This window comes from Streptosporangium sp. NPDC002524, from assembly GCF_040295985.1.
Taxonomy (GTDB): domain Bacteria; phylum Actinomycetota; class Actinomycetes; order Streptosporangiales; family Streptosporangiaceae; genus Streptosporangium.
Window position 1 is genome coordinate 334,862 of record NZ_JBEOWK010000009.1, and the last position, 17,573, is coordinate 352,434.

The 17,573-nt window shown below is 71.9% G+C and carries 13 protein-coding genes; 10 read left to right on the forward strand and 3 right to left on the reverse strand.

What is annotated here, in order from left to right; translation table 11 throughout:
• Window positions 1-28: 28 nt before the first annotated feature.
• Window positions 29-244: an MbtH family protein gene (locus tag ABT053_RS18565; RefSeq protein ID WP_350970294.1), complete on the reverse strand. Its 216-nt coding sequence runs from the start codon at window positions 242-244 to the stop codon at window positions 29-31.
• Window positions 245-362: 118 nt separating this feature from the next.
• Here ABT053_RS18565 and purF point away from each other — a divergent pair, with 118 nt between their 5' ends.
• From purF to ABT053_RS18585, 4 genes are all read left to right on the forward strand, one after another.
• A complete protein-coding gene (gene purF, locus ABT053_RS18570) occupies window positions 363-1,886 on the forward strand; it encodes an amidophosphoribosyltransferase (RefSeq protein ID WP_350970295.1) in 1,524 nt (507 codons plus the stop codon).
• Window positions 1,887-1,918: 32 nt separating this feature from the next.
• Window positions 1,919-2,620, forward strand: coding sequence for a class I SAM-dependent methyltransferase (locus ABT053_RS18575; RefSeq protein WP_350970296.1), 702 nt, complete (start codon window positions 1,919-1,921; stop codon window positions 2,618-2,620).
• Window positions 2,617-3,948, forward strand: a complete 1,332-nt coding sequence (locus ABT053_RS18580) for a DegT/DnrJ/EryC1/StrS family aminotransferase (RefSeq protein WP_350970297.1) — start codon at window positions 2,617-2,619, stop codon at window positions 3,946-3,948. The genes ABT053_RS18575 and ABT053_RS18580 overlap by 4 nt, the downstream gene beginning before the upstream one ends.
• Before the next feature lie 110 nt (window positions 3,949-4,058).
• Window positions 4,059-5,087, forward strand: a complete 1,029-nt coding sequence (locus tag ABT053_RS18585; RefSeq protein WP_350970298.1) for an ATP-binding protein — start codon at window positions 4,059-4,061, stop codon at window positions 5,085-5,087.
• A 204-nt stretch (window positions 5,088-5,291) separates the two neighbouring features.
• Here ABT053_RS18585 and ABT053_RS18590 read toward each other — a convergent pair whose 3' ends face one another.
• Window positions 5,292-6,797, reverse strand: coding sequence for a cation:proton antiporter domain-containing protein (locus ABT053_RS18590; protein ID WP_350970300.1), 1,506 nt, complete (start codon window positions 6,795-6,797; stop codon window positions 5,292-5,294).
• Window positions 6,798-7,033: 236 nt separating this feature from the next.
• Between ABT053_RS18590 and ABT053_RS18595 the strand changes: the two genes are divergently transcribed.
• From ABT053_RS18595 to ABT053_RS18605, 3 genes are read left to right on the forward strand one after another with little or no spacing between them, the layout of a single operon-like run.
• Window positions 7,034-7,750 (forward strand): LmbU family transcriptional regulator, encoded by a 717-nt coding sequence (locus tag ABT053_RS18595; protein WP_350970301.1) that lies wholly within the window; start codon window positions 7,034-7,036, stop codon window positions 7,748-7,750.
• 14 nt (window positions 7,751-7,764) lie between these two features.
• Window positions 7,765-9,864 carry a non-ribosomal peptide synthetase gene (locus ABT053_RS18600; RefSeq protein WP_350970302.1) on the forward strand — a complete coding sequence of 700 codons (2,100 nt, stop codon included), beginning with the start codon at window positions 7,765-7,767 and terminating at the stop codon, window positions 9,862-9,864.
• Window positions 9,861-10,616: a thioesterase II family protein gene (locus ABT053_RS18605; protein ID WP_350970303.1), complete on the forward strand. Its 756-nt coding sequence runs from the start codon at window positions 9,861-9,863 to the stop codon at window positions 10,614-10,616. Before ABT053_RS18600 ends, ABT053_RS18605 begins: the two co-directional genes overlap by 4 nt.
• A gap of 21 nt (window positions 10,617-10,637) precedes the next feature.
• Here the strand turns inward: ABT053_RS18605 and ABT053_RS18610 are convergent, their stop codons facing one another.
• Window positions 10,638-12,023 carry an MFS transporter gene (locus tag ABT053_RS18610; RefSeq protein ID WP_350970304.1) on the reverse strand — a complete coding sequence of 462 codons (1,386 nt, stop codon included), beginning with the start codon at window positions 12,021-12,023 and terminating at the stop codon, window positions 10,638-10,640.
• A gap of 121 nt (window positions 12,024-12,144) precedes the next feature.
• Here ABT053_RS18610 and ABT053_RS18615 point away from each other — a divergent pair, with 121 nt between their 5' ends.
• The 3 genes from ABT053_RS18615 to ABT053_RS18625 are packed head-to-tail and all read left to right on the forward strand — an operon-like array spanning window position 12,145 to window position 17,477.
• Window positions 12,145-12,903, forward strand: a complete 759-nt coding sequence (locus ABT053_RS18615; protein ID WP_350970305.1) for an FkbM family methyltransferase — start codon at window positions 12,145-12,147, stop codon at window positions 12,901-12,903.
• Window positions 12,900-14,132: a cytochrome P450 gene (locus ABT053_RS18620; protein WP_350970306.1), complete on the forward strand. Its 1,233-nt coding sequence runs from the start codon at window positions 12,900-12,902 to the stop codon at window positions 14,130-14,132. Before ABT053_RS18615 ends, ABT053_RS18620 begins: the two co-directional genes overlap by 4 nt.
• Before the next feature lie 12 nt (window positions 14,133-14,144).
• Window positions 14,145-17,477, forward strand: a complete 3,333-nt coding sequence (locus ABT053_RS18625; RefSeq protein WP_350970307.1) for a non-ribosomal peptide synthetase — start codon at window positions 14,145-14,147, stop codon at window positions 17,475-17,477.
• The last annotated feature ends 96 nt before the right edge of the window (window positions 17,478-17,573 follow it).

Here is a 17,573-nt window from a genome sequence, read left to right on the forward strand (position 1 = left end):
GGGGACCGTTCATCGGCGGGGCCGCGGGTCAGGAGCGCTCGCCGTCGTCCATCCAGCGGCGCAGGCTCAGCGGGCGCATGTCCGTCCACACCTCCTCGATGTGGGCCAGGCACTCCTCGCGGGTGCCACTGTGACCGGCACTCCGCCAGCCCTCGGGAATGTCACGGTCGGCCCACCATATGGAGTACTGCTCCTCGTGATTGAGCACCACGGTGTACTCGGCGGTCTTCACCGTCTCGGCCATTCGGCTCTCCTTCGCCTCATTCGTCATTCGACCCGACGTTGCAATCAAACAATGCCATGGTCAAGCAGAAGCGATTTAACGTACTTTCCGCGAAATGTTAAGGTGTTTAAGGGGAGCTATGTGTGGAATAGCCGGCGTATCTGTTCTCGACGGGACCGCCGGGCAGCCGGCCTTCGACGGGCTCGTCACCCTGCAGCACCGCGGCCAGGAGTCGTGGGGCATCGCGGTGGCCGGGCCGGACGGCGTGGAGGTCAGGCGGTCGCTGGGATTCGCCTCGCGCTCGGACCGCGGTGACTCCACCGGCGGCGACTGGCCGGCCGGGAGGCTCGCGGTCGCCCACACCCGGTACTCGACCACGGGCGCCACGCTGCTGGAGAACTCCCAGCCCTTCGTCCACGAGGCGCGTCGCGTCGCGCTGGCGCACAACGGGGACCTCACCAACGCCGCCGAGCTGCGCGCCCGCCTCGGCCGCGAGGGGTACGGGTTCCGTTCGACCAGCGACTCCGAGGTCATCCTCGCCCTCCTCGCCGACGCCCTGGACACCCCCGACTTCCTGGACACCCCCGATTCCCAGGCCGGCGACTCCCGAGCCCTCGATCCCCAGGCCCCCGATTGCCAGGCCGGCGACCTTCACACCGGCGACCCGATCGTGGCGGCGGTCGCGCGGGCCGTGCGGGTGCTGGGCGGCGCGTACTCGGTGGTGTGCGCCGTCGGCGACCGGCTCGTGGCCTTCAGGGACCCGCACGGCCTGCGCCCCCTGGTGGTGGGGTTCGCCGAGGGCAGGGCGGTCGTCGCCTCGGAGACCTGCACGCTCGACGCGCTCGGCTGCCCGGAGCAGCGGGAGGTGGAGCCGGGTGAGCTGGTGATCCTGCGCGACGGCCGCCTGGCCGGGACGCACCGCGTCGCCGCCCCCGCTCCGCGCAGCTTCTGCGTGTTCGAGCACCTCTACCTGACCAGGCAGGACTCCAGGATCGACGGCACCAGGACCGGTGCCACCCGGATGGCGTTCGGCGAGCGGCTCGCGCTGGAGTCCCCGGTGGACGCCGACCTGGTGGTGGCCGTCCCCGCCTCCGGCGTGCCCGCCGCCCGGGGGTACGCGCGGGCCGCGGGCCTCCCGCTCGCCGGGGCGCTCGTCCGCGACGAGCAGGTGGGCAGGACGTTCATCGAGCCCGACCAGCGGCGGCGCGAGCGCAAGCTGCGGCGCAAGTTCTCGATCGGCTCGCCGGTGGACGGGGCGAGGGTCGTGGTGGTCGACGACTCGATCGTGCGCGGGTCCACCATGCGGCGCATCGTCACGCTGCTGCGCGAGTCGGGGGCGAGCGAGGTGCACGTGCGGATCGCCGCGCCCGCGCTGATCGCGCCCTGCCACTACGGGGTGGACATCGTCGACACCGGCGAGCTGGTGGCGACCGGCCGCGAGACCGAGGAGGTGTGCCGGATCATCGGCGCGACGAGCCTGGCGTACCTGTCGGTGGAGGGCATGCGCCACACGGTCGGGAGCGCGGCGGGCGAGGGCTTGTGCGAGGGCTGTCTCACCGGTGAGTACCCCACCCCGGTGAGCTCCGGGCGCGACAAGTTGAAGCTCGTACCCGCACAGGCCCCACGGCACGCGGCGCCCCGGGCGGCCGTCCACCCCCGTTGACGATGATCAAGGCCCCGCCTAGCCTCCGCCAGATGGGACCTCAAACAGAACCGAACGGTTACGACGACGACGGTGGCTGCGACGCCCGCTACACCAGGACCGCCTGCCTGTGGGGGCGCAGGCCCGACCGGATCTCCGACGTCCTGGGAGACGCGCTCTCCCTGCCCGGAGCCCCCGCGGAGGTCGGGCCGCCCGCCACCCCGGCCGGTACGGACGCGCCCGCCGTCCTCGACGTGGGATGCGGCGAGGGACGCAACGCGGTGCGCCTCGCCCAGCGGGGCGCGCGGGTGCTGGCGATGGACATGTCGGCCGCCGCGCTGGAGAACGGCGCGCGGGCGTGGGGCGACGCCGGCGGGATCGAGTGGCGGCAGGGCGACGCGCGCACCGCCGGGCTGGAGCCCGCCTCGTTCGACGGGGTGCTGGCGTGCAGCGTCCTGCACTGGCTGGAGGACGAGGAACAGGTCGCCGACGTCATCGCCAGGCTCCAGGCCGCGACCAGGCCGGGAGGGGTGAACGCCCTGCTGATGTTCAACCGCGGCCACGCCTACCTACCTCCCGCCGGCGAGATGCGGATGCCGGTCCTGCTGCCCCACGACTGGTACCTCGCCAGGTACTCCGGATGGACCGTGCTGAGCGCCACCGACGCCGACTCCACGCACACGCACAAGGGCCACGAGGAGCCGCACACCCACGCGGTGACCAGGCTCGTCGCCCTCAAGGGGGCGGACGCGTGAGCCCGCCGGCATCCGGCCGCGCGGACACGCGGGAGACCGGGCTCACGGACACGCGGGCCACACAGGAGACCGGCCGCGCGGACACGCGGGAGAGCGGGCTCGCGGCCCCCGTGGGCCTCCCGCACCCGCTCGAATGGCCGGTCTACGACGAGGGCGTGGCGGCCAAGGTCGCCGAGCTGGTGACGCTGGGCCGCACGTTCGACTACGACTACGGCCCCGAGCTGGCCGAGCTGGAACGGTCGTTCGCCGAGCGGCACGGCCGCGCCCACGCCCTGGCGCTCACCTCCGGCACGGCCGGGCTGCTCGCCGCCTACTTCGCACTGGGCATCGGGCCCGGCGACGAGGTGATCGTCCCGGACCTCACGTTCTTCAGCACCGCCTCGCCGCTGTTCCTGCTGGGCGCGGTGCCGGTGCTCTGCGACGCGGGCGACGCCACCGGGAACGTGGCCGCGGCGGACGTGGAGGCGCTGGTCACCCCCCGTACGGTCGCGATCGTCGTCACCCACCTGTGGGGCCACAGCTGCGACATGGACGCCCTGCGCGCGGTGGCCGACCGGCGCGGGCTCGCCCTGGTCGAGGACTGCTCGCACGCCCACGGCTCCACCTACCGGGGCCGGCCGGTGGGCTCCATGGGCGACATCTCGATCTTCAGCGTGGGCGGCAGGAAGCTCATCTCCGGGGGCATGGGCGGCATGCTCCTCACCGACTCCGAGGACGTCTTCGCCCGCGCCTGCCTGCTGACCAACTTCCGGCACCGCACCGACCTGACCATCGACGCCGTCCGCTACAAGCCGTTCCTGCTGACCGGCCTCGGCGGCAACTTCCGCATCTCCACGCCGGGCGCCGTGCTCGCCCAGAGCCACCTCGACCGCCTGGACGAGCTGGTGGAGCGCAGGGTGGCCAACATGTCCGCCCTGGCCGCCGGGCTCGCCGAGCTGCCCGGCGTGCGGCCCTCCCCCATCGCCGAGGGCGTCACGATGGGAGCCTGGTACGACGGGGTCGTCGAGGTGACGCCGGAGTGCCCGTTCAGCCGGGACGGGCTGGTCGCGGCCGGTCAGGAGCGCGGCCTGAAGGTGCGCGGCCCGGCCACCCGGCCGCTGCACGTCTTCCCGCTCTTCCAGGGCACCGCGCCCGACTGGTCCCCCCAGGTCGCCGCCGCCGTACGGGCCGCGGCGGCGGTGAACGACCGGCCGTTCCCGCGTTCCGCGGAATTGTTCGCCAGGTGGATGAAATTGCCGGTGAATTTCCTCTGGGAGGCCGGTTCCCCGCTGGTCGGCGCGTATGTCGAGGCGTTCGACGACGCATTCTCGATGGCGCGAACCGCGTAACGTCGTTCCTGTTTCCAGCGCTCACAGCGCTCACAGCGTTCTCGTTGTTCGCAGCGTTCCAGTATTTCCAGCGTTCCAGTGTTTCCAGCGTCGATTCCGGAGTAATCCACATGAGCCGACAAACGTCCCCCGTCATCCACGCCGTCGCCCCCGCCAGCCTGGAGAGCTGGTTCGGCCATTTCGTCGACCTCGGCCCGCAGGACCGGATCGTCTACACCGGCGAGGACCACCACGTCGACGTGTCCCCACTGCTCGGCGCGATCGGCCGGACGCCGCGCGCGACGGTGGTCTTCCACTCCAGCCACACGACGCTCGGCCGCGACCAGCTGCTGGCCTTCCGCCTCCGCGAGCTCGGCCACCAGGCCGAGTGCCAGTCGCGGCTGTGCGCCTCGCTGGGCAGCGACAAGATCCTGATGAAGGAGTTCTTCGACCGCTACCGCCTGGTCTCGCCGCCGTGGGCGCGGGCCGGCGAGCCGCTGCCCGAGGCCGGCCCCGACACCCCCGTGGTCATCAAGGACCGGCACGGCACGCAGAGCGTCGGCACCCGGCTGGCCCGCGCGGGCGAGTACGACCTCGCCCCCAACGAGATGAGCGAGCTGTACGTCGACGGGATCGAGTACTCGGTGCTGATCTACCGCGACGAGCACGGCACGGCGACGTTCCCGCCGGTCTGGAAGGGGGCGACCTCGCCGGACCTGGTCCCGCCGTGGCAGCGGCTGCGGCTGTGCCCCAGCCCGGCGCTCGGCGGCACCTGGGAGCGCAAGCTCCGGGCCGTCGGCAAGCGGCTCGCCGACCTGGCCGAGGCGCACGGCTACCTGGAGGTGGAGTTCCTGCTGACCCGCAGCGGCGAGGTGCACCTGCTGGAGATCAACCCCCGGGTGTCGGGCACCATGCGGCTCGCCGCGATGGCGACCCAGCTGCCGATCTTCTCCCTGCACGCCCGGCCCGAGCTGCGCGACCATCTCTGCGCGGCCCGCTTCAGCGGCGAGATCCCCTACAGCGGCGACCCGATCACCGACGCCGACGGCGAGGTGTTCGCCACCTCCCGGCTCACCGTCGCCGGGGAGAGCCCCGACGAGGTCCGCGCCAAGCTGCGCGAGCTGGGCACCGAGCCCCGGGCGCTGCGCCGCGCCTCCTGACCCCGTCCTCCCGGAAACCCGCTCCCCCGCCTCCCGGTCCTCGAAGGGTCCCTGAAGCGTTGGGGCCCTGAAGCGTTTCCCCCGGCCCCCTGGCTCCCGGCCCCTGGCCCTCGGACCACGTTCCCGGCCCTCGGACCACCGGGCCGGAACCCCCGGCCCGCTCCCCTGATCCCCGGGATTCCCCGGATCCCCCGGATCCCCCGCTCAGGCGGATCGGCGCGCCGCCCCCGCCCCCTCCGGCGCCCCCTCGGGCTCCCCCGGCTCCCCAGGCTCCCCTGGCTTTTCGGGCAGCCCGTCCCGCGCCGCCTCCCCGTCGCGCCGCGCGTCCCACCGGTCCAGCAACCCCAGCAGGGGCGCGGTCGCGGCCGTGGAGACCAGGGCGACGATCACCAGCATCGTGAACAGCACCTGGGTGATGATGCCGAGGCCGAGGCCGATGCTCAGGATCACCAGCTCGGTCACCCCCCGGCAGTTCATCAGCACCCCGAGCCGCATGGCCTCCCGCCCCGGCACGCCCATCGGCCTGGCGATGACCAGCACCCCGCCGACCTTGCCCGCCACGGCGACGACGAGGATCAGCAGGCACCAGCCCCACATCGCCAGATCCTGGCTGAGCAGCCCGATCTGGGTGTTGAGCCCGACGAAGGCGAAGAAGGGCGGCAGCAGGAAGGAGGTGGTGAAGTCCTGGGTGCGCTCGCGGACCCGCCGCAGCCGCACGTCGCCGTCGCGCGGGAACAGGACGCCGAACAGGAACGCGCCGAAGATCAGGTGGATGCCGATCAGCTCGGTCAGCAGCCCGGAGACGAGCAGGCCGACGATGACGATGGGCAGCGTCGCCTCCTGGGAGAGCCCCCGGCGCAGCAGCCGGGCCAGCAGCGGCCGTACCACCCAGACCATGACGGCGGCGAAGGCGACGGTGAGGCCGAGCGTGCGCAGCGCCTCGGCGGGTGAGGAGCCCTTGGCCATGGTGACCGCCACGGCGAGCAGCAGCCACGCGGTCACGTCGGCGATGGCGGCGCAGGTGACGGTGAGCGCCCCGGTCGGGGTGTGGAAGAGCCCGCGCTCCAGCAGGATCCTGGCGAGCACGGGGAACGCGGTGACGCTCAGCGCGGCGCCGATGAACAGCGCGAAGACCGGGAACTCGACGGGCGCGGCCGCCAGCGGCGTGTAGATCAGCAGGGCGAGCGCGACCCCGAGCGCGAACGGGATCGCCACGCTCGCCTGGCCGCAGAGCACCGCGATCCTGCCCCGCCCGCGCAGCAGGTCGCCGCGCAGCTCCAGCCCGACCAGGAACATGAAGAAGGCGAGCCCGAACTGGGCCAGCAGGTTCAGGTACGGCATGACCGCGCTGGGGAACAGCGCGCCGTAGGCCTCGGGCCACACGGCGCCGAGCAGCGAGGGGCCGAGCACGATGCCCGCGGCCATCTCCCCGATCACCCGGGGCTGGCCCAGCCTGCGGAAGACGGCCCCGCCGAGATGGGCCAGCGCGACGACCGTCGTGATCGACAACAGCAGCAGGGGCGTGGCGGGCACCGCCTCCTCCCGTCCCGGCTCCACCGAGAGCACCGGGACGGGACCGGTGGCCGTCCCCGGGTCGAGCGCCAGCATCAGCAGCGCCAGTACGGAGGGCAGCACGACCGCGAGACCGTACGCGATCAGGGAGCGACGCAGCGTGCGCTTATTCGCGGACCGAAACCTTGTATACGTCATGGATCAATTCCATTTCCGAGAGGTTGAATTCCGAACAGGCGCGTATATCACAGAGCAAAAAAAATTGCCAAGCTGATTGGAGACTCAGCTGGTCAACGGCTCGATCCCGTCTTTCCGTTGTACCTCAGGAAGACCAAACGAAAATTACTCATGATCGAAAGTGCGCTTTCCGAAAGGGCGGGTAAGGGATCGGCCTGACTCACTCCAAGTGCACAGAAATCCGGAGGAACAGTCGCATGCAGGTGCTCTCCCCCAACCGAGAGGCGAACCGCCAAGCCCCGTCGTCCAGTGATGAGAGGCCCCCCGTCCCGGCCCCGCGCCGCTCCTCCTCCCAGGGCTCCAAGCTGGCCCTGGACGCGTCCGCCAAGCCGCGGCGAACCGGGCTCCAGCTCCCGTCGAGCCTCCCCTTCGACACCTGGCGGCGGATCGGCCACCAGATCTCCCTCATCGCCGACTCCTCCGCCTGGTGGCTCGGCGACTGGCTGGTCTACGGCGAAACCGAATACACCGACCGTTACAAGAGAGCGGTCGAGGAGAGCTCCCTCGATATCCAGACCCTGCGCAATTACGCGTGGGTCGCGCGGCGATTCCCGGTATCCCGCCGGCGGGATAAGCTCAGCCTTCAGCACCACGCGGAAGTGGCCGCGCTTCCCGAGCACGAGCAGATGCTCTGGCTCGACCGCGCCGAGCGCTTCAGCTGGTCCAGAAACCGGCTCCGCAGCCAGATCAAGGCGCACCGCACCGCCGCCCTGTCGGCCTCCGGCCGCGCCGCGGAGGCCGCCAAGGAGAAGGCCGTCATCCACATCGACGTACCGGTCGACCAGGAACAGTCGTGGCGTGACGCGGCCCGCCGGATGAACCGCAGCGTGGAGGAGTGGGCGCGGCTCATCCTCAACCAGGTCGCCACCGGCGAGATCCCGGCTCGCGGGATCCACGACGCCAAGGCCGGGTGAGGAACGGAGGACAGGTGGACACCGTCCACACGCTGTTCGAGAGAAAGGCGTCCGAGGCACCGGACAGGACGGCCCTGGTTTCCGGGGCCGTCCTGTTCACTTATCGGGACCTCGACGCCCGTGCCAACGGCCTCGCCCGCGCGCTCCTGCGACGCGGCGTCGGCCCCGAGACCCTCGTCCCCCTGCGGCTCGACCGCTCCCCCGACCTGCTCGTCGCGCTGCTCGCCGTCTGCAAGGCGGGCGGCGCGGCGGTGCTGCTCGACCCCGGCTGGCCCGAGGACCGCGTCGCCGAGGTCCTCGACGGCGCTCCCGTGGTGATCGACGGCCCCCTCGACGCCCCCGGCCCCCTCGACTCTTCCGGCTCTTCCGGCTCTTCCGGCTCTTCCGGCTCTTCCGGCTCCTTCGGCTCCTTCGGCTCCTTCGACGCCGAACCCTCCGCCGAGGGGCCCGGCGTCCGGGTGCACGGGGACCAGCTCGCGTACGCGGTGCACACCTCCGGGTCGACGGGTCGGCCCAAGCTCGTCGGGGTGACCCACCGGGCGATCGCCCACCGGGTCGCCACCCACGCCGAGGCGTACCGCATCACCCCCGCCGACCGTTCCAGCTGGCTGGCTCCCCCGGCCTCGTCGGTCTCGGTGGTGGAGCTGTGGCCGTACCTCTGCTCCGGCGCGAGCGTGCACGTCGCCGACGCGGCGACCGCGGGCTCGCCACCGGAGCTGCGCGACTGGATGGTCGCCTCCGGCATCACCCGCTCGTACGTGAACATGCCGCTCGCCGAACTCCTGTACGGCCTGCCGTGGCCGGAGGAGACGGCGCTGCGGCTGATGACGGTCGGCAGCGACGCGGTGCGCGTGTGGCCCTCGGCCGCCCTGCCGTTCGAGGTCGCGGTGGAGTACGGCTCCGCCGAGGCCAACGGCGTGACGAGCTGCCTGGTCCCGCTGGACGACCGCTGCACGTCGTTCACGGCCGACGAGACCGCCCGGCGCACCCGGCCCCCGATCGGGCGCGCCTGGCCCGGGGTCGGCGTCCCCGTCCTGACCTCCGGGCTGGAGCCGGTCGCGGCGGGCGAGGTCGGCGAGCTGTTCGTGTCCGGGCCCGAGCTGGCCCGGGGCTACCTGGGCGAACCGGCCCGCACCGCCGAACGTTTCCTGCCCGACCCCTCGGGCGGGGGCGGCCGCGTCTACCGGACCGGCGACCTCGTACGGGAGCGGCCGGACGGGCGGCTGGAGCACCACGGCCGCGTCGACCAGCAGGTCAAGATCCGCGGCCACCGGGTGGAGCCCGCGGAGGTGGAGGCCGTGCTGCTCGGCCACCCCGCGGTGCGCGAGTGCGTGGTGACGGGCGTGCCGGGCCCCGGCGGCGACCTGAGGCTGTGCGCCTACGTCGTCTACGCCGCCACCGCGGAAGGAACTGCGGACGGCGCCACGGACGGCACCGGGAACGACGGCGCGAACGGAGTCGCGCATGGGAGCGGGGACGGCGTCCCGGGCGGAATGGCGAACGGCGTCGCGTACGAAAACGGGGACGGCGTCCCGGGCGGCACCGCGAACGGCGTCGCGTACGAGAGCGGAGACAGCGTCGCGCACGAGAGCGGGAACGGCGTCGCGTACGAGAGCGGGGAGTTGCGGGCCTTCGCCGCGGCCCGGCTGCCCGGCCCGATGGTGCCGACCGCCTGGACCCCGATGGAGCGGCTGCCGCTGAACTCCAGCAACAAGGTGGACCGCCGCGCGCTGCCCGCGCCCGCGTGGGGCGATCCCCCCGCGACCGCCCGCCCGGGTGCCGGCGGTCTCCCGGAAGCCGACGGCCTCCCGGGAAGCACGGGCCTCCCGAGAGCGGACGGCTCGGAGGCCGCTCCCCGGGGAGACGGCGGGCGCGAGGAAGGTGGCGACCCCGTGACCGCGGGGGTGCTGGAGCTGTGGGAGCAGGAGCTCGGGGCGCGCGGCGCGCTGGGCGACCACTTCATCCGCTCCGGCGGCGACTCCCTGTCGGCCACCCGCCTCGTCGACCGGATCGGGAGCCGCTACGGCGTGCGGATCCGGCTGCGCGACTTCCTGCGGGCGCCGACCCCCGAGACCCTCATCCGGAACATCAAGGCGGAAGGAAGGACCAGATGACCGAGCGGAAGCGAAGGAGGAGCCGCCCCACGTGGCTGCTGCGTACCCCCGACCCCGAGGCGCGGGCCAGGCTGTGGTGCCTGCCCTACCCGGGGTCGGGGGCGTCGATGTACCACGGGTGGCCGGCCGAGGTGGACGGGATCGAGCTGTGTCCCGTGCAGCTGCCCGGCAGGGAGAACCGGCTGCGCGAGCCGTTGTTCGAGAGCTACGCGGCCGTCGCCGCCGAGATGCTGGAGGGCCTGGAGCCCTACCTGGACCGGCCGTTCGGCTTCATCAGCCACTGCGGCACGGTCTTCATCGGCTACGAGGCGACGCTGCTGCTCATGGAGCGCGGCGGACCGCTGCCCGCCCACCTGTTCGCGTCGTCGATGGTCCCGCCGCACCGGGCCTCGTGGCCGAGCATCCTCAAGCTCGACGAGGAGCAGGTGGGCGCGCTGGTGTCGGACCTCATGCGGGCGCGCGGCGCGGAGCCGCTGCCCGAGCTGGTGGACATGGCCGCGGACGTCATGCGCGCCGACGTGGCCGCCTACGGCCGCTTCGACAAGACCGATCCGGTGCGGCTGCCGTGCCCGATCACCGCGATCGGCTGGTCGGGCGACACGCAGATCCCCCCGGAGCAGATGGACGGCTGGGAGTCCTACGGCGAGGCCCGCTACACCGTGCTGGACGGCGGGCACTGGAGTTACCTCCAGGCGCCCGCCGCCCTGCTGGACGAGATATCGCGGAGCATGTCCGCGCGCGTCCCCGGCTGAGCCGGCCGATCTCAGATGTCCTCAGGCGTCCTTGGCACCCTTGGAACCCTTGCCGTCCTCGCGCCCGCCGGGCTCACCGGATCCACCGGTCTCGGCGGGCTCCGGGTCGTCCCGCAGAAGCTCGGCGTCCTCCAGCCTGCGCAGGTTCGGCACCGGCGACAGGAACAGCAGGATGATCCAGGGCAGCAGGAACGCGGCACCGGCGTAGATGGCGGGCTTGATGCCGATCAGCTCGCCCAGCACCCCGGCCAGCATCGCGGCCAGCGGCAGGATGCCGAGGTAGACCGCGCGGCTCGCGCCGATGACCCGGCCCCGCAGGTGGTTGGGGATCACGTACTGGAAGAGCGTGAGCTGGCCGATGTTGCCGGCCACCACGCCGAACACCGTGACGAACCAGATGATCGAGAACAGGGTGATCTGCAGCCACTGCGGACCGGCCACGAACGGCGTGAAGCACAGCACCCGGAAGGCGATCAGGGCGGTCATGATGCCGCGCCCGTAGCCGACCTTCTCGAACAGCTTGCTCGCGAAGACGGCTCCGACGACGCCGCCGATGCTGCCGACGGCGTAGATGAAGCCGATCCAGGTGCCCGACATGCCGAGTTCCCTGGCCGCGTACAGGATGAACAGGGTCAGGATCATCATCGACCCGAAGTTCGCCCCGGCGGAGTTGAGGATCAGCGGCCGGGCGTAGTCGTTGCGGTAGGTGACCTTCAGGCCGTGCTTGATGTCGTGGAGCATCGCCGCGACCGCGCCCCGGCCCTGGGCGCTCTGGCGCTCGACCGGCGGCTCGACGTGGCGGATGCGCGACAGGGCGAAGGCGGAGACGAGGAAGGAGATCGCGTCTCCCAGCATCACGTACGCCGGCCGGAACAGGTCGATGAGCACGCCTCCGGCGCTGGAGCCCGCGATGGCGCCCACCGACTCGGTCGCCGCCATCCGGCTGTTGCCCTCGACCAGCTGCTCCTCGCTCAGCAGGGTCGGCATGTAGGCGGCGTAGGCGATCTCGAAGACCACCGAGAGGCCGCCGACCACCACCGCGACCACGTAGAGCACCCACATGTCCATGAAACCGACGAAGGCCGCGAGGGGGATGAGGGCCACGACCGCGGCACGCCCGATGTCGGAACCGATCATCAGCGGCCTGCGACGGTAGCGGTCGATGAGCACGCCCGCGATCAGCGTCAGCAGGAGCGCGGCGATCGTGCGCATGGTGTTGAGCAGGCCGACCTCCAGGGAGCTGGCCTGCAGCATGAGGATCGCGGTCAGCGGGAGGGCCAGGGTGGTCAGCTCGGAGCCGAGGACCGAGATCGACTGACCGGTCCAGAGCCGGTTGAAGTCGGGGTTGCGCCAGAGAGAGGGCGGCTTTTCCTCCGGCGCCCTGACTTCCGCTCTCTGAGTGTCCATAAGATCATTCCGTCCTTGTCGGGATTCACCTCTGGTTGACTGGAATAAGGTTTTTGTTAAGGGTGATGATATGCGAAATCATACGAGAGACACACTGGAAAACAATCAGCGAGTCCGCCAGATGACGCTCCCCGACGGTCATGTGGTATTCCAGCTCAATCCCGCCGAGACCAGCCTGCAGTATCGCAGTATCGTGGGCGACAGAAGCTACTTCAGACATGACGTGCGTCTTGAGCCGGGAATGACGGTGTTCGACGTGGGGGCTAACATCGGAATCGCCGCCCTGGCGTTTCATTGGGAATGTCCGGGCACGCGTATTCTCGCCTTCGAGCCCGCCAGGCCGCTTTACGACGCGCTGTGCGCGAATCTGTCCGCCCACGGCCTGAACGCCAAGGCGTTCGACTGCGCGCTCTCCCATACCCCGGGCACGGCGGTTCTCACCGTCTACCCGGAGACCACCGCGATGTCGGGGATGTACACCGACGTCGACCACGACGCCGAGGTGACCAGGACGTTCCTGGCCAACAGCGGTTTCGCCCCCGAGGACGTGACCGACATGGCCGAGGGCAGGCACATCACGGAGAAGCAGGAGTGCCAGGTGCGGACGATCTCCGAGGTGATGGCCACCGAGGGCGTGGACCGCATAGGACTGCTGAAAATCAACGTCGAGAAAGCCGAATGCGATGTCCTGGACGGAATCGCTCCCGGCGACTGGGAGGCGGTCGACCAAATCGTCATGCAGGTCCACGACATCGACGGCAGGCTCGCGTCCGTGCGCGACGATCTGACCGGTCGTGGATTCCAGGTCGACATCGGCCAGGACCCCCTGCTGAAGGACACCGACATCTTCGACGTGTACGCACGGAGGAATTCCCCATGACAGTTGACACGACCGTGAATCTCAACGAGCTGGACCTGGCGGATCCGGACATCTACACGGCCCCCGACTCCGGCCTCGGCGTCCTGCATTACCTGCAGGAGCACCAGCCGATGTTCTGGAACAAGAGGTCCGACGGGCCGAGCTTCTGGGCTTTCACCAAATACGCCGACGGCGTCGCCGTCTATCTCGACAAGACGAATTTCACCTCCGAGCGGGGCATGCAGGTCGGGCAGACCGAGTCCGCCGCCCGCGCCGCCGCGGGCAAGATGCTCATCGTCACCGACGGCCGCCACAGCCAGCTGCGCGACGTGATGAACCCCGCGCTCACCCCCCGGGTGGTCCGCCGCCTGGAGGGCGCGATGCGCGAGACGGTCGGCGGGATGCTGGAGGAGAACGCCCAGAAGGACTCCTTCGACTTCGTCGACACCGTGGCGGGCAGGCTCCCGCTCTCGGTCATCTGCGAGCTGCTGGGCGTGCCCCGCGCCGACTGGGACCTGATGATCCAGTGGACGCGCACCGCGTTCGGCTCCGCCACCTCCGACGACGTCATCTCCGATGCGGAGAAGGCCGAGGCGAACGCCAACATCTTCGCCTACTACGCCGACCTGCTCGCCGAGCGGCGCGGGGACCTCGGCGACGACGTGATCAGCGTGCTGATCCGCGGCCAGATCGACGGGACGCCCCTCACCGACGAGGAGATCCTGCTCAACATCAACGGCCTCATCACCGGGGGCAACGAGACGACCAGGCACGCCTCGGCGGGGGCCGTCATCGCCCTGGTGGAGAACCCCGACGAGTGGCGGCGGCTGCGCGAGGACCCCTCGCTCATCCCGACCGCCGTGGAGGAGGTGCTGCGCTGGACCGCCCCCAGCCTCAACGTCATGCGCACCGCGCTGCGCGACACCAGGATCGGCGACCAGACCATCCGGGCCGGTGAGCGGGTCAGCGTGTGGCACCCGGCCGTCAACCGCGACGAGGACGCCTTCCCCGACGCGCGCCGCTTCGACGTCGGGCGCACCCCCAACAAGCACCTCACGTTCGGCCTCGGCAAGCACCTGTGCATCGGCGCGGCGCTGGCCAGGTTCGAGCTGCGCGTGCTGCTGGAGGAACTGACCGGCCGGGTGGCCCGGATGGAGCTCACCGGGCCGGTCAAGCGGCTGCGCTCGAACCTCATGTGGGGCGTCGACCGCGTCCCCGTCCACCTCGAACTCGACCACGCCGGGCACTGATTGGAGCACCCCATGCCGGACAGTAAGACTTCGCTGTCGCCGACACAGGAGAGCCGGTGGAGGTCCTACCGGGCGAAAACCGCCGGTGACCACACCGACCAGGTCACGCTCGCGGCGCGGCTGCGCGGCCCCCTGGACGAGAAGGCCCTGGCCGCCGCGCTGGAACACGTGCTGGACGCGCGCGAGGACCTCCGGCCGGCGTCGCCCGGCGGATCCGGGACGAAGCCCCGGCCCGTCACCGTCCCCGCGCCGGTGGAGCTGAGCAGACACGACGCGGGCCGCCGCGAGGAGGCGCTGGCCCGGCTCGTCTCCGAGCAGGCCAACCGGGGTATCGACCTCGACTCCGGCCCGCCGGTCCGGGTCGCTCTGGCGCGGCTGGCCGACGACGACCACGCGCTCATCGTGACCGCGCACCGGCTCGTCGCCGACGAGCGCGTCCTGACGGGCCTCGCGGAGGAGATCTCCCAGGCGTACGAGGACGCGTTCGACGCGCCCGCCTCCAACGGAACCTCCCCCGCGACCTCCAACGGCCGGGCGCACAACGGCCACGCCCCCAACGGGACCTCCGCCGGGACCTCCAACGGCGCCTCCGCGAACGGCCACGCGTCCCCGGCCGCCGCCCCCGGCACCTCCGGACCCGGCACCTCTGAACCCGGCGCCTCCGAAACCGGGACCTCCGAGAACGCGGACGCCAAGGAGGCCGCCGACCTCGCCTACTGGCGTGACCGGCTCGACGGCACGCCCCCCGCCCTCGACCTGCCCGCCGACCGGGGCCGTCCCGCCACGCCCGGCTTCACGGGTGCCCGGGTGACCTTCACCGTCCCGCCGGAGACGGTCGCGCTGGTCGAGGCCGTCGCCCGCGAGGCCGGGCCTCCCGGTCAGGCGGCCCAGACCGCACAGACGATGGCGTTGTCCCGCTGGTCGGGACAGGCCGAGACCGCGCCGGAGACCGGTGCCGACACCGGGGCCGTCACGCTGGCCGCGTGGGCGGTCGCGCTGTGCCGCTGGTCGGGCCAGGACGAGGTCGTGGTCGGCGTACCCGTGCCGGCCGGGGGGCGCGCTCCCGCGTTCCCGATCCGGATCGGCTGCGAGGGCGACCCCTCGTTCGCCGCCGTCGTCGCCCAGGTGCGCGGCGCGCTGGACGAGGCGGCCGCGCACGGCTCCTACCCGGCGCACCGGCTGGCCGAGGAGCTGGAGCTGGACGCCTCCAGCGGCGTGCAGCCGCTCTACCAGGCGGAGTTCGCCCAGACGGCCCCGGCCTGGAGCGCGCTGCGGCTGCCGGGCGTGCGGACCTCGGAGCTGGTGGCCGGCCGCTTCCCGCTCGCCTCCGACCTGGCGCTGGTCCTGGTGCCGGGCTCGCTCGACGGGGAGATCCGCTACGGGCTCGACCTGTTCGACGCGCCGGGCGCCAGGACCAGGGCCGAGCAGTACGTCACCCTGCTGTCCGACGCCGTGCGCGACCCCGGCAGGCCCATCTCGTCGCTGTCCCTGCTGGACGCGGAGCAGCTGCGGCTGGTGGTCGAGGAGTGGAACCGCACCGAGACCCCCTTCGACGAGGAGGCCGGTGTCGGCGCCCTGTTCGAGGCTCGTGCCGAAGCCGCCCCCGGCGCGCTCGCGGTGCTCGCCGGCGAGCGGCGGCTCACCTACCGGGAGCTGGACGAGCGCGCCAACCGGGTGGCCCACCGGCTGATCCGCGACGGGGTGCGGCCCGGCCACGTCGTCGGCTCGATGACCGGCCGCTCGGCGGAGGCGCTCGTCGCCTTCCTCGGCATCGTCAAGTCCGGTGGCGTCTACCTGCCGCTGGACCCGGCGCTGCCGCCCGACCGGCTGAGCCACATCCTCGACGACAGCGGGACCCGGATCGTCCTCACCGTGGCCGAGCACTCCGGCCTGGTGCGCGACGAGCGGGTGCGCACGATCGAGCTGGACGGCGAGTGGCGCACGATCGAGGCGGAGGAGCCGGACACCAGGCCCGGCGTGACGCCCGCGCCCGACGCGCCCGCCTACGTCATCTACACCTCGGGCTCGACCGGCCGTCCCAAGGGCGTGGAGGTGCCGCACCGCGGCGTCAGCAACCTCGCCTCCGCCCTGTCGCGGGAGTTCTCCCTGACGCCCGACGACCGGGTGGCGCTGTTCGCCTCGCTCAGCTTCGACGCGTCGATCTGGGAGATCACGATGGCGCTGCTGAACGGGTCGGCGCTGTGCGTGCTGGACCCGTCGGCGATGACCCCTCAGGAGACGGCGAAGGCCATCAGCGACCAGGGGGTGACCGCGGCCACGTTCCCGCCGACGTTCCTCAGCACGCTCAAGGGCGACGAGCTGGGCACGGTGCGGCTCATGGTCGTCGCGGGCGAGCAGTGCCCGACCGGGCTGGTGCGGACCTGGGGGCCCGGCCGTACGTTCGTCAACGCCTACGGGCCGACGGAGACGACCGTGTGCGCCACGATGGGCGCCTGCGATCCCGCCGCCGCGTACGCGCCGCCGATCGGACGGCCGCTCGCCAACTTCAGGACCTACGTGATGGACCGCTGGCTCAACCCGCTCCCCGCGGGCGTGCCCGGCGAGCTGTACGTCGGCGGGACCGGCCTCGCCCACGGCTACCGGGGCAAGCCCGGCCTGACCGCGCAGTCGTTCATGCCCGACCCGTACGGCCCTCCTGGCGCGCGGCTGTACCGGACCGGTGACCTGGTCCGCTACCTGCCGGACGGCCGGCTGCAGTATGTGGGCCGGGTGGACCACCAGGTGAAGATCCGTGGTTTCCGGGTGGAGCCGGCCGAGATCGAGGCCGCGATCACCCGCTACCCGGGGGTGCGCGAGGCGGCGGTCGTCGTGCGCGACGACCGGCTCGTCGCCTACGTCGTGCTCGACGACGCCTCCAGGATCATCGCCGACCGCAGCGGCCTCACCGGCGAGCTGCACCGGTTCCTGCAGGGCTCGCTGCCCGCGTACATGCTGCCCTCCTCGTACGTGACGCTGGACGCGATGCCGCTCACCTCCTCGGGCAAGGTGGACCGCCAGGCGCTGCCCGAGCCCGGCCTGGACGGCGGCGGGAACGGGGACGGCGGTGACGACGACTTCGACGCGCCGCAGACCGAGACGGAGCAGGCGATCGCCGCGATCTGGGCGGAGGTGCTGAAGCTCAAGCGGATCGCCCGCGAGGACGACTTCCTGGAGATCGGCGGCCACTCCCTGGTGGCCGCGCAGGTGATCACCCAGGTGCGGGAGACGTTCACGGTGAACGTGCCGATCCGGGTGCTGTTCGAGAACCCGGTGCTCGCCGACTTCGCCGAGGCGGTGGACGCCGCCGTCGCCAAGGCCGAGGCCAAGGCGGGAGCGAAGGTCTAGCGCCCCGAGCGCCCCTGAGCGCCTGCTCAGGGGCGGCGGGCATCCCGCCGGGCGGGATGCCGCGCACGACGAGGGCCCGTGAGGATCATCCTCACG

Bases quoted from the DNA above. Each gene is read 5' to 3' on its own strand.
- ABT053_RS18565 (WP_350970294.1), bottom strand. From the start codon at position 244: ATGGCCGAGACGGTGAAGACCGCCGAGTACACCGTGGTGCTCAATCAC.
- purF (WP_350970295.1), top strand. From the start codon at position 363: ATGTGTGGAATAGCCGGCGTATCTGTTCTCGACGGGACCGCCGGGCAG.
- ABT053_RS18575 (WP_350970296.1), top strand. From the start codon at position 1,919: ATGGGACCTCAAACAGAACCGAACGGTTACGACGACGACGGTGGCTGC.
- ABT053_RS18585 (WP_350970298.1), top strand. From the start codon at position 4,059: ATGAGCCGACAAACGTCCCCCGTCATCCACGCCGTCGCCCCCGCCAGC.
- ABT053_RS18590 (WP_350970300.1), bottom strand. From the start codon at position 6,797: ATGACGTATACAAGGTTTCGGTCCGCGAATAAGCGCACGCTGCGTCGC.
- ABT053_RS18595 (WP_350970301.1), top strand. From the start codon at position 7,034: ATGCAGGTGCTCTCCCCCAACCGAGAGGCGAACCGCCAAGCCCCGTCG.
- ABT053_RS18605 (WP_350970303.1), top strand. From the start codon at position 9,861: ATGACCGAGCGGAAGCGAAGGAGGAGCCGCCCCACGTGGCTGCTGCGT.
- ABT053_RS18610 (WP_350970304.1), bottom strand. From the start codon at position 12,023: ATGGACACTCAGAGAGCGGAAGTCAGGGCGCCGGAGGAAAAGCCGCCC.
- ABT053_RS18615 (WP_350970305.1), top strand. From the start codon at position 12,145: ATGACGCTCCCCGACGGTCATGTGGTATTCCAGCTCAATCCCGCCGAG.
- ABT053_RS18620 (WP_350970306.1), top strand. From the start codon at position 12,900: ATGACAGTTGACACGACCGTGAATCTCAACGAGCTGGACCTGGCGGAT.
- ABT053_RS18625 (WP_350970307.1), top strand. From the start codon at position 14,145: ATGCCGGACAGTAAGACTTCGCTGTCGCCGACACAGGAGAGCCGGTGG.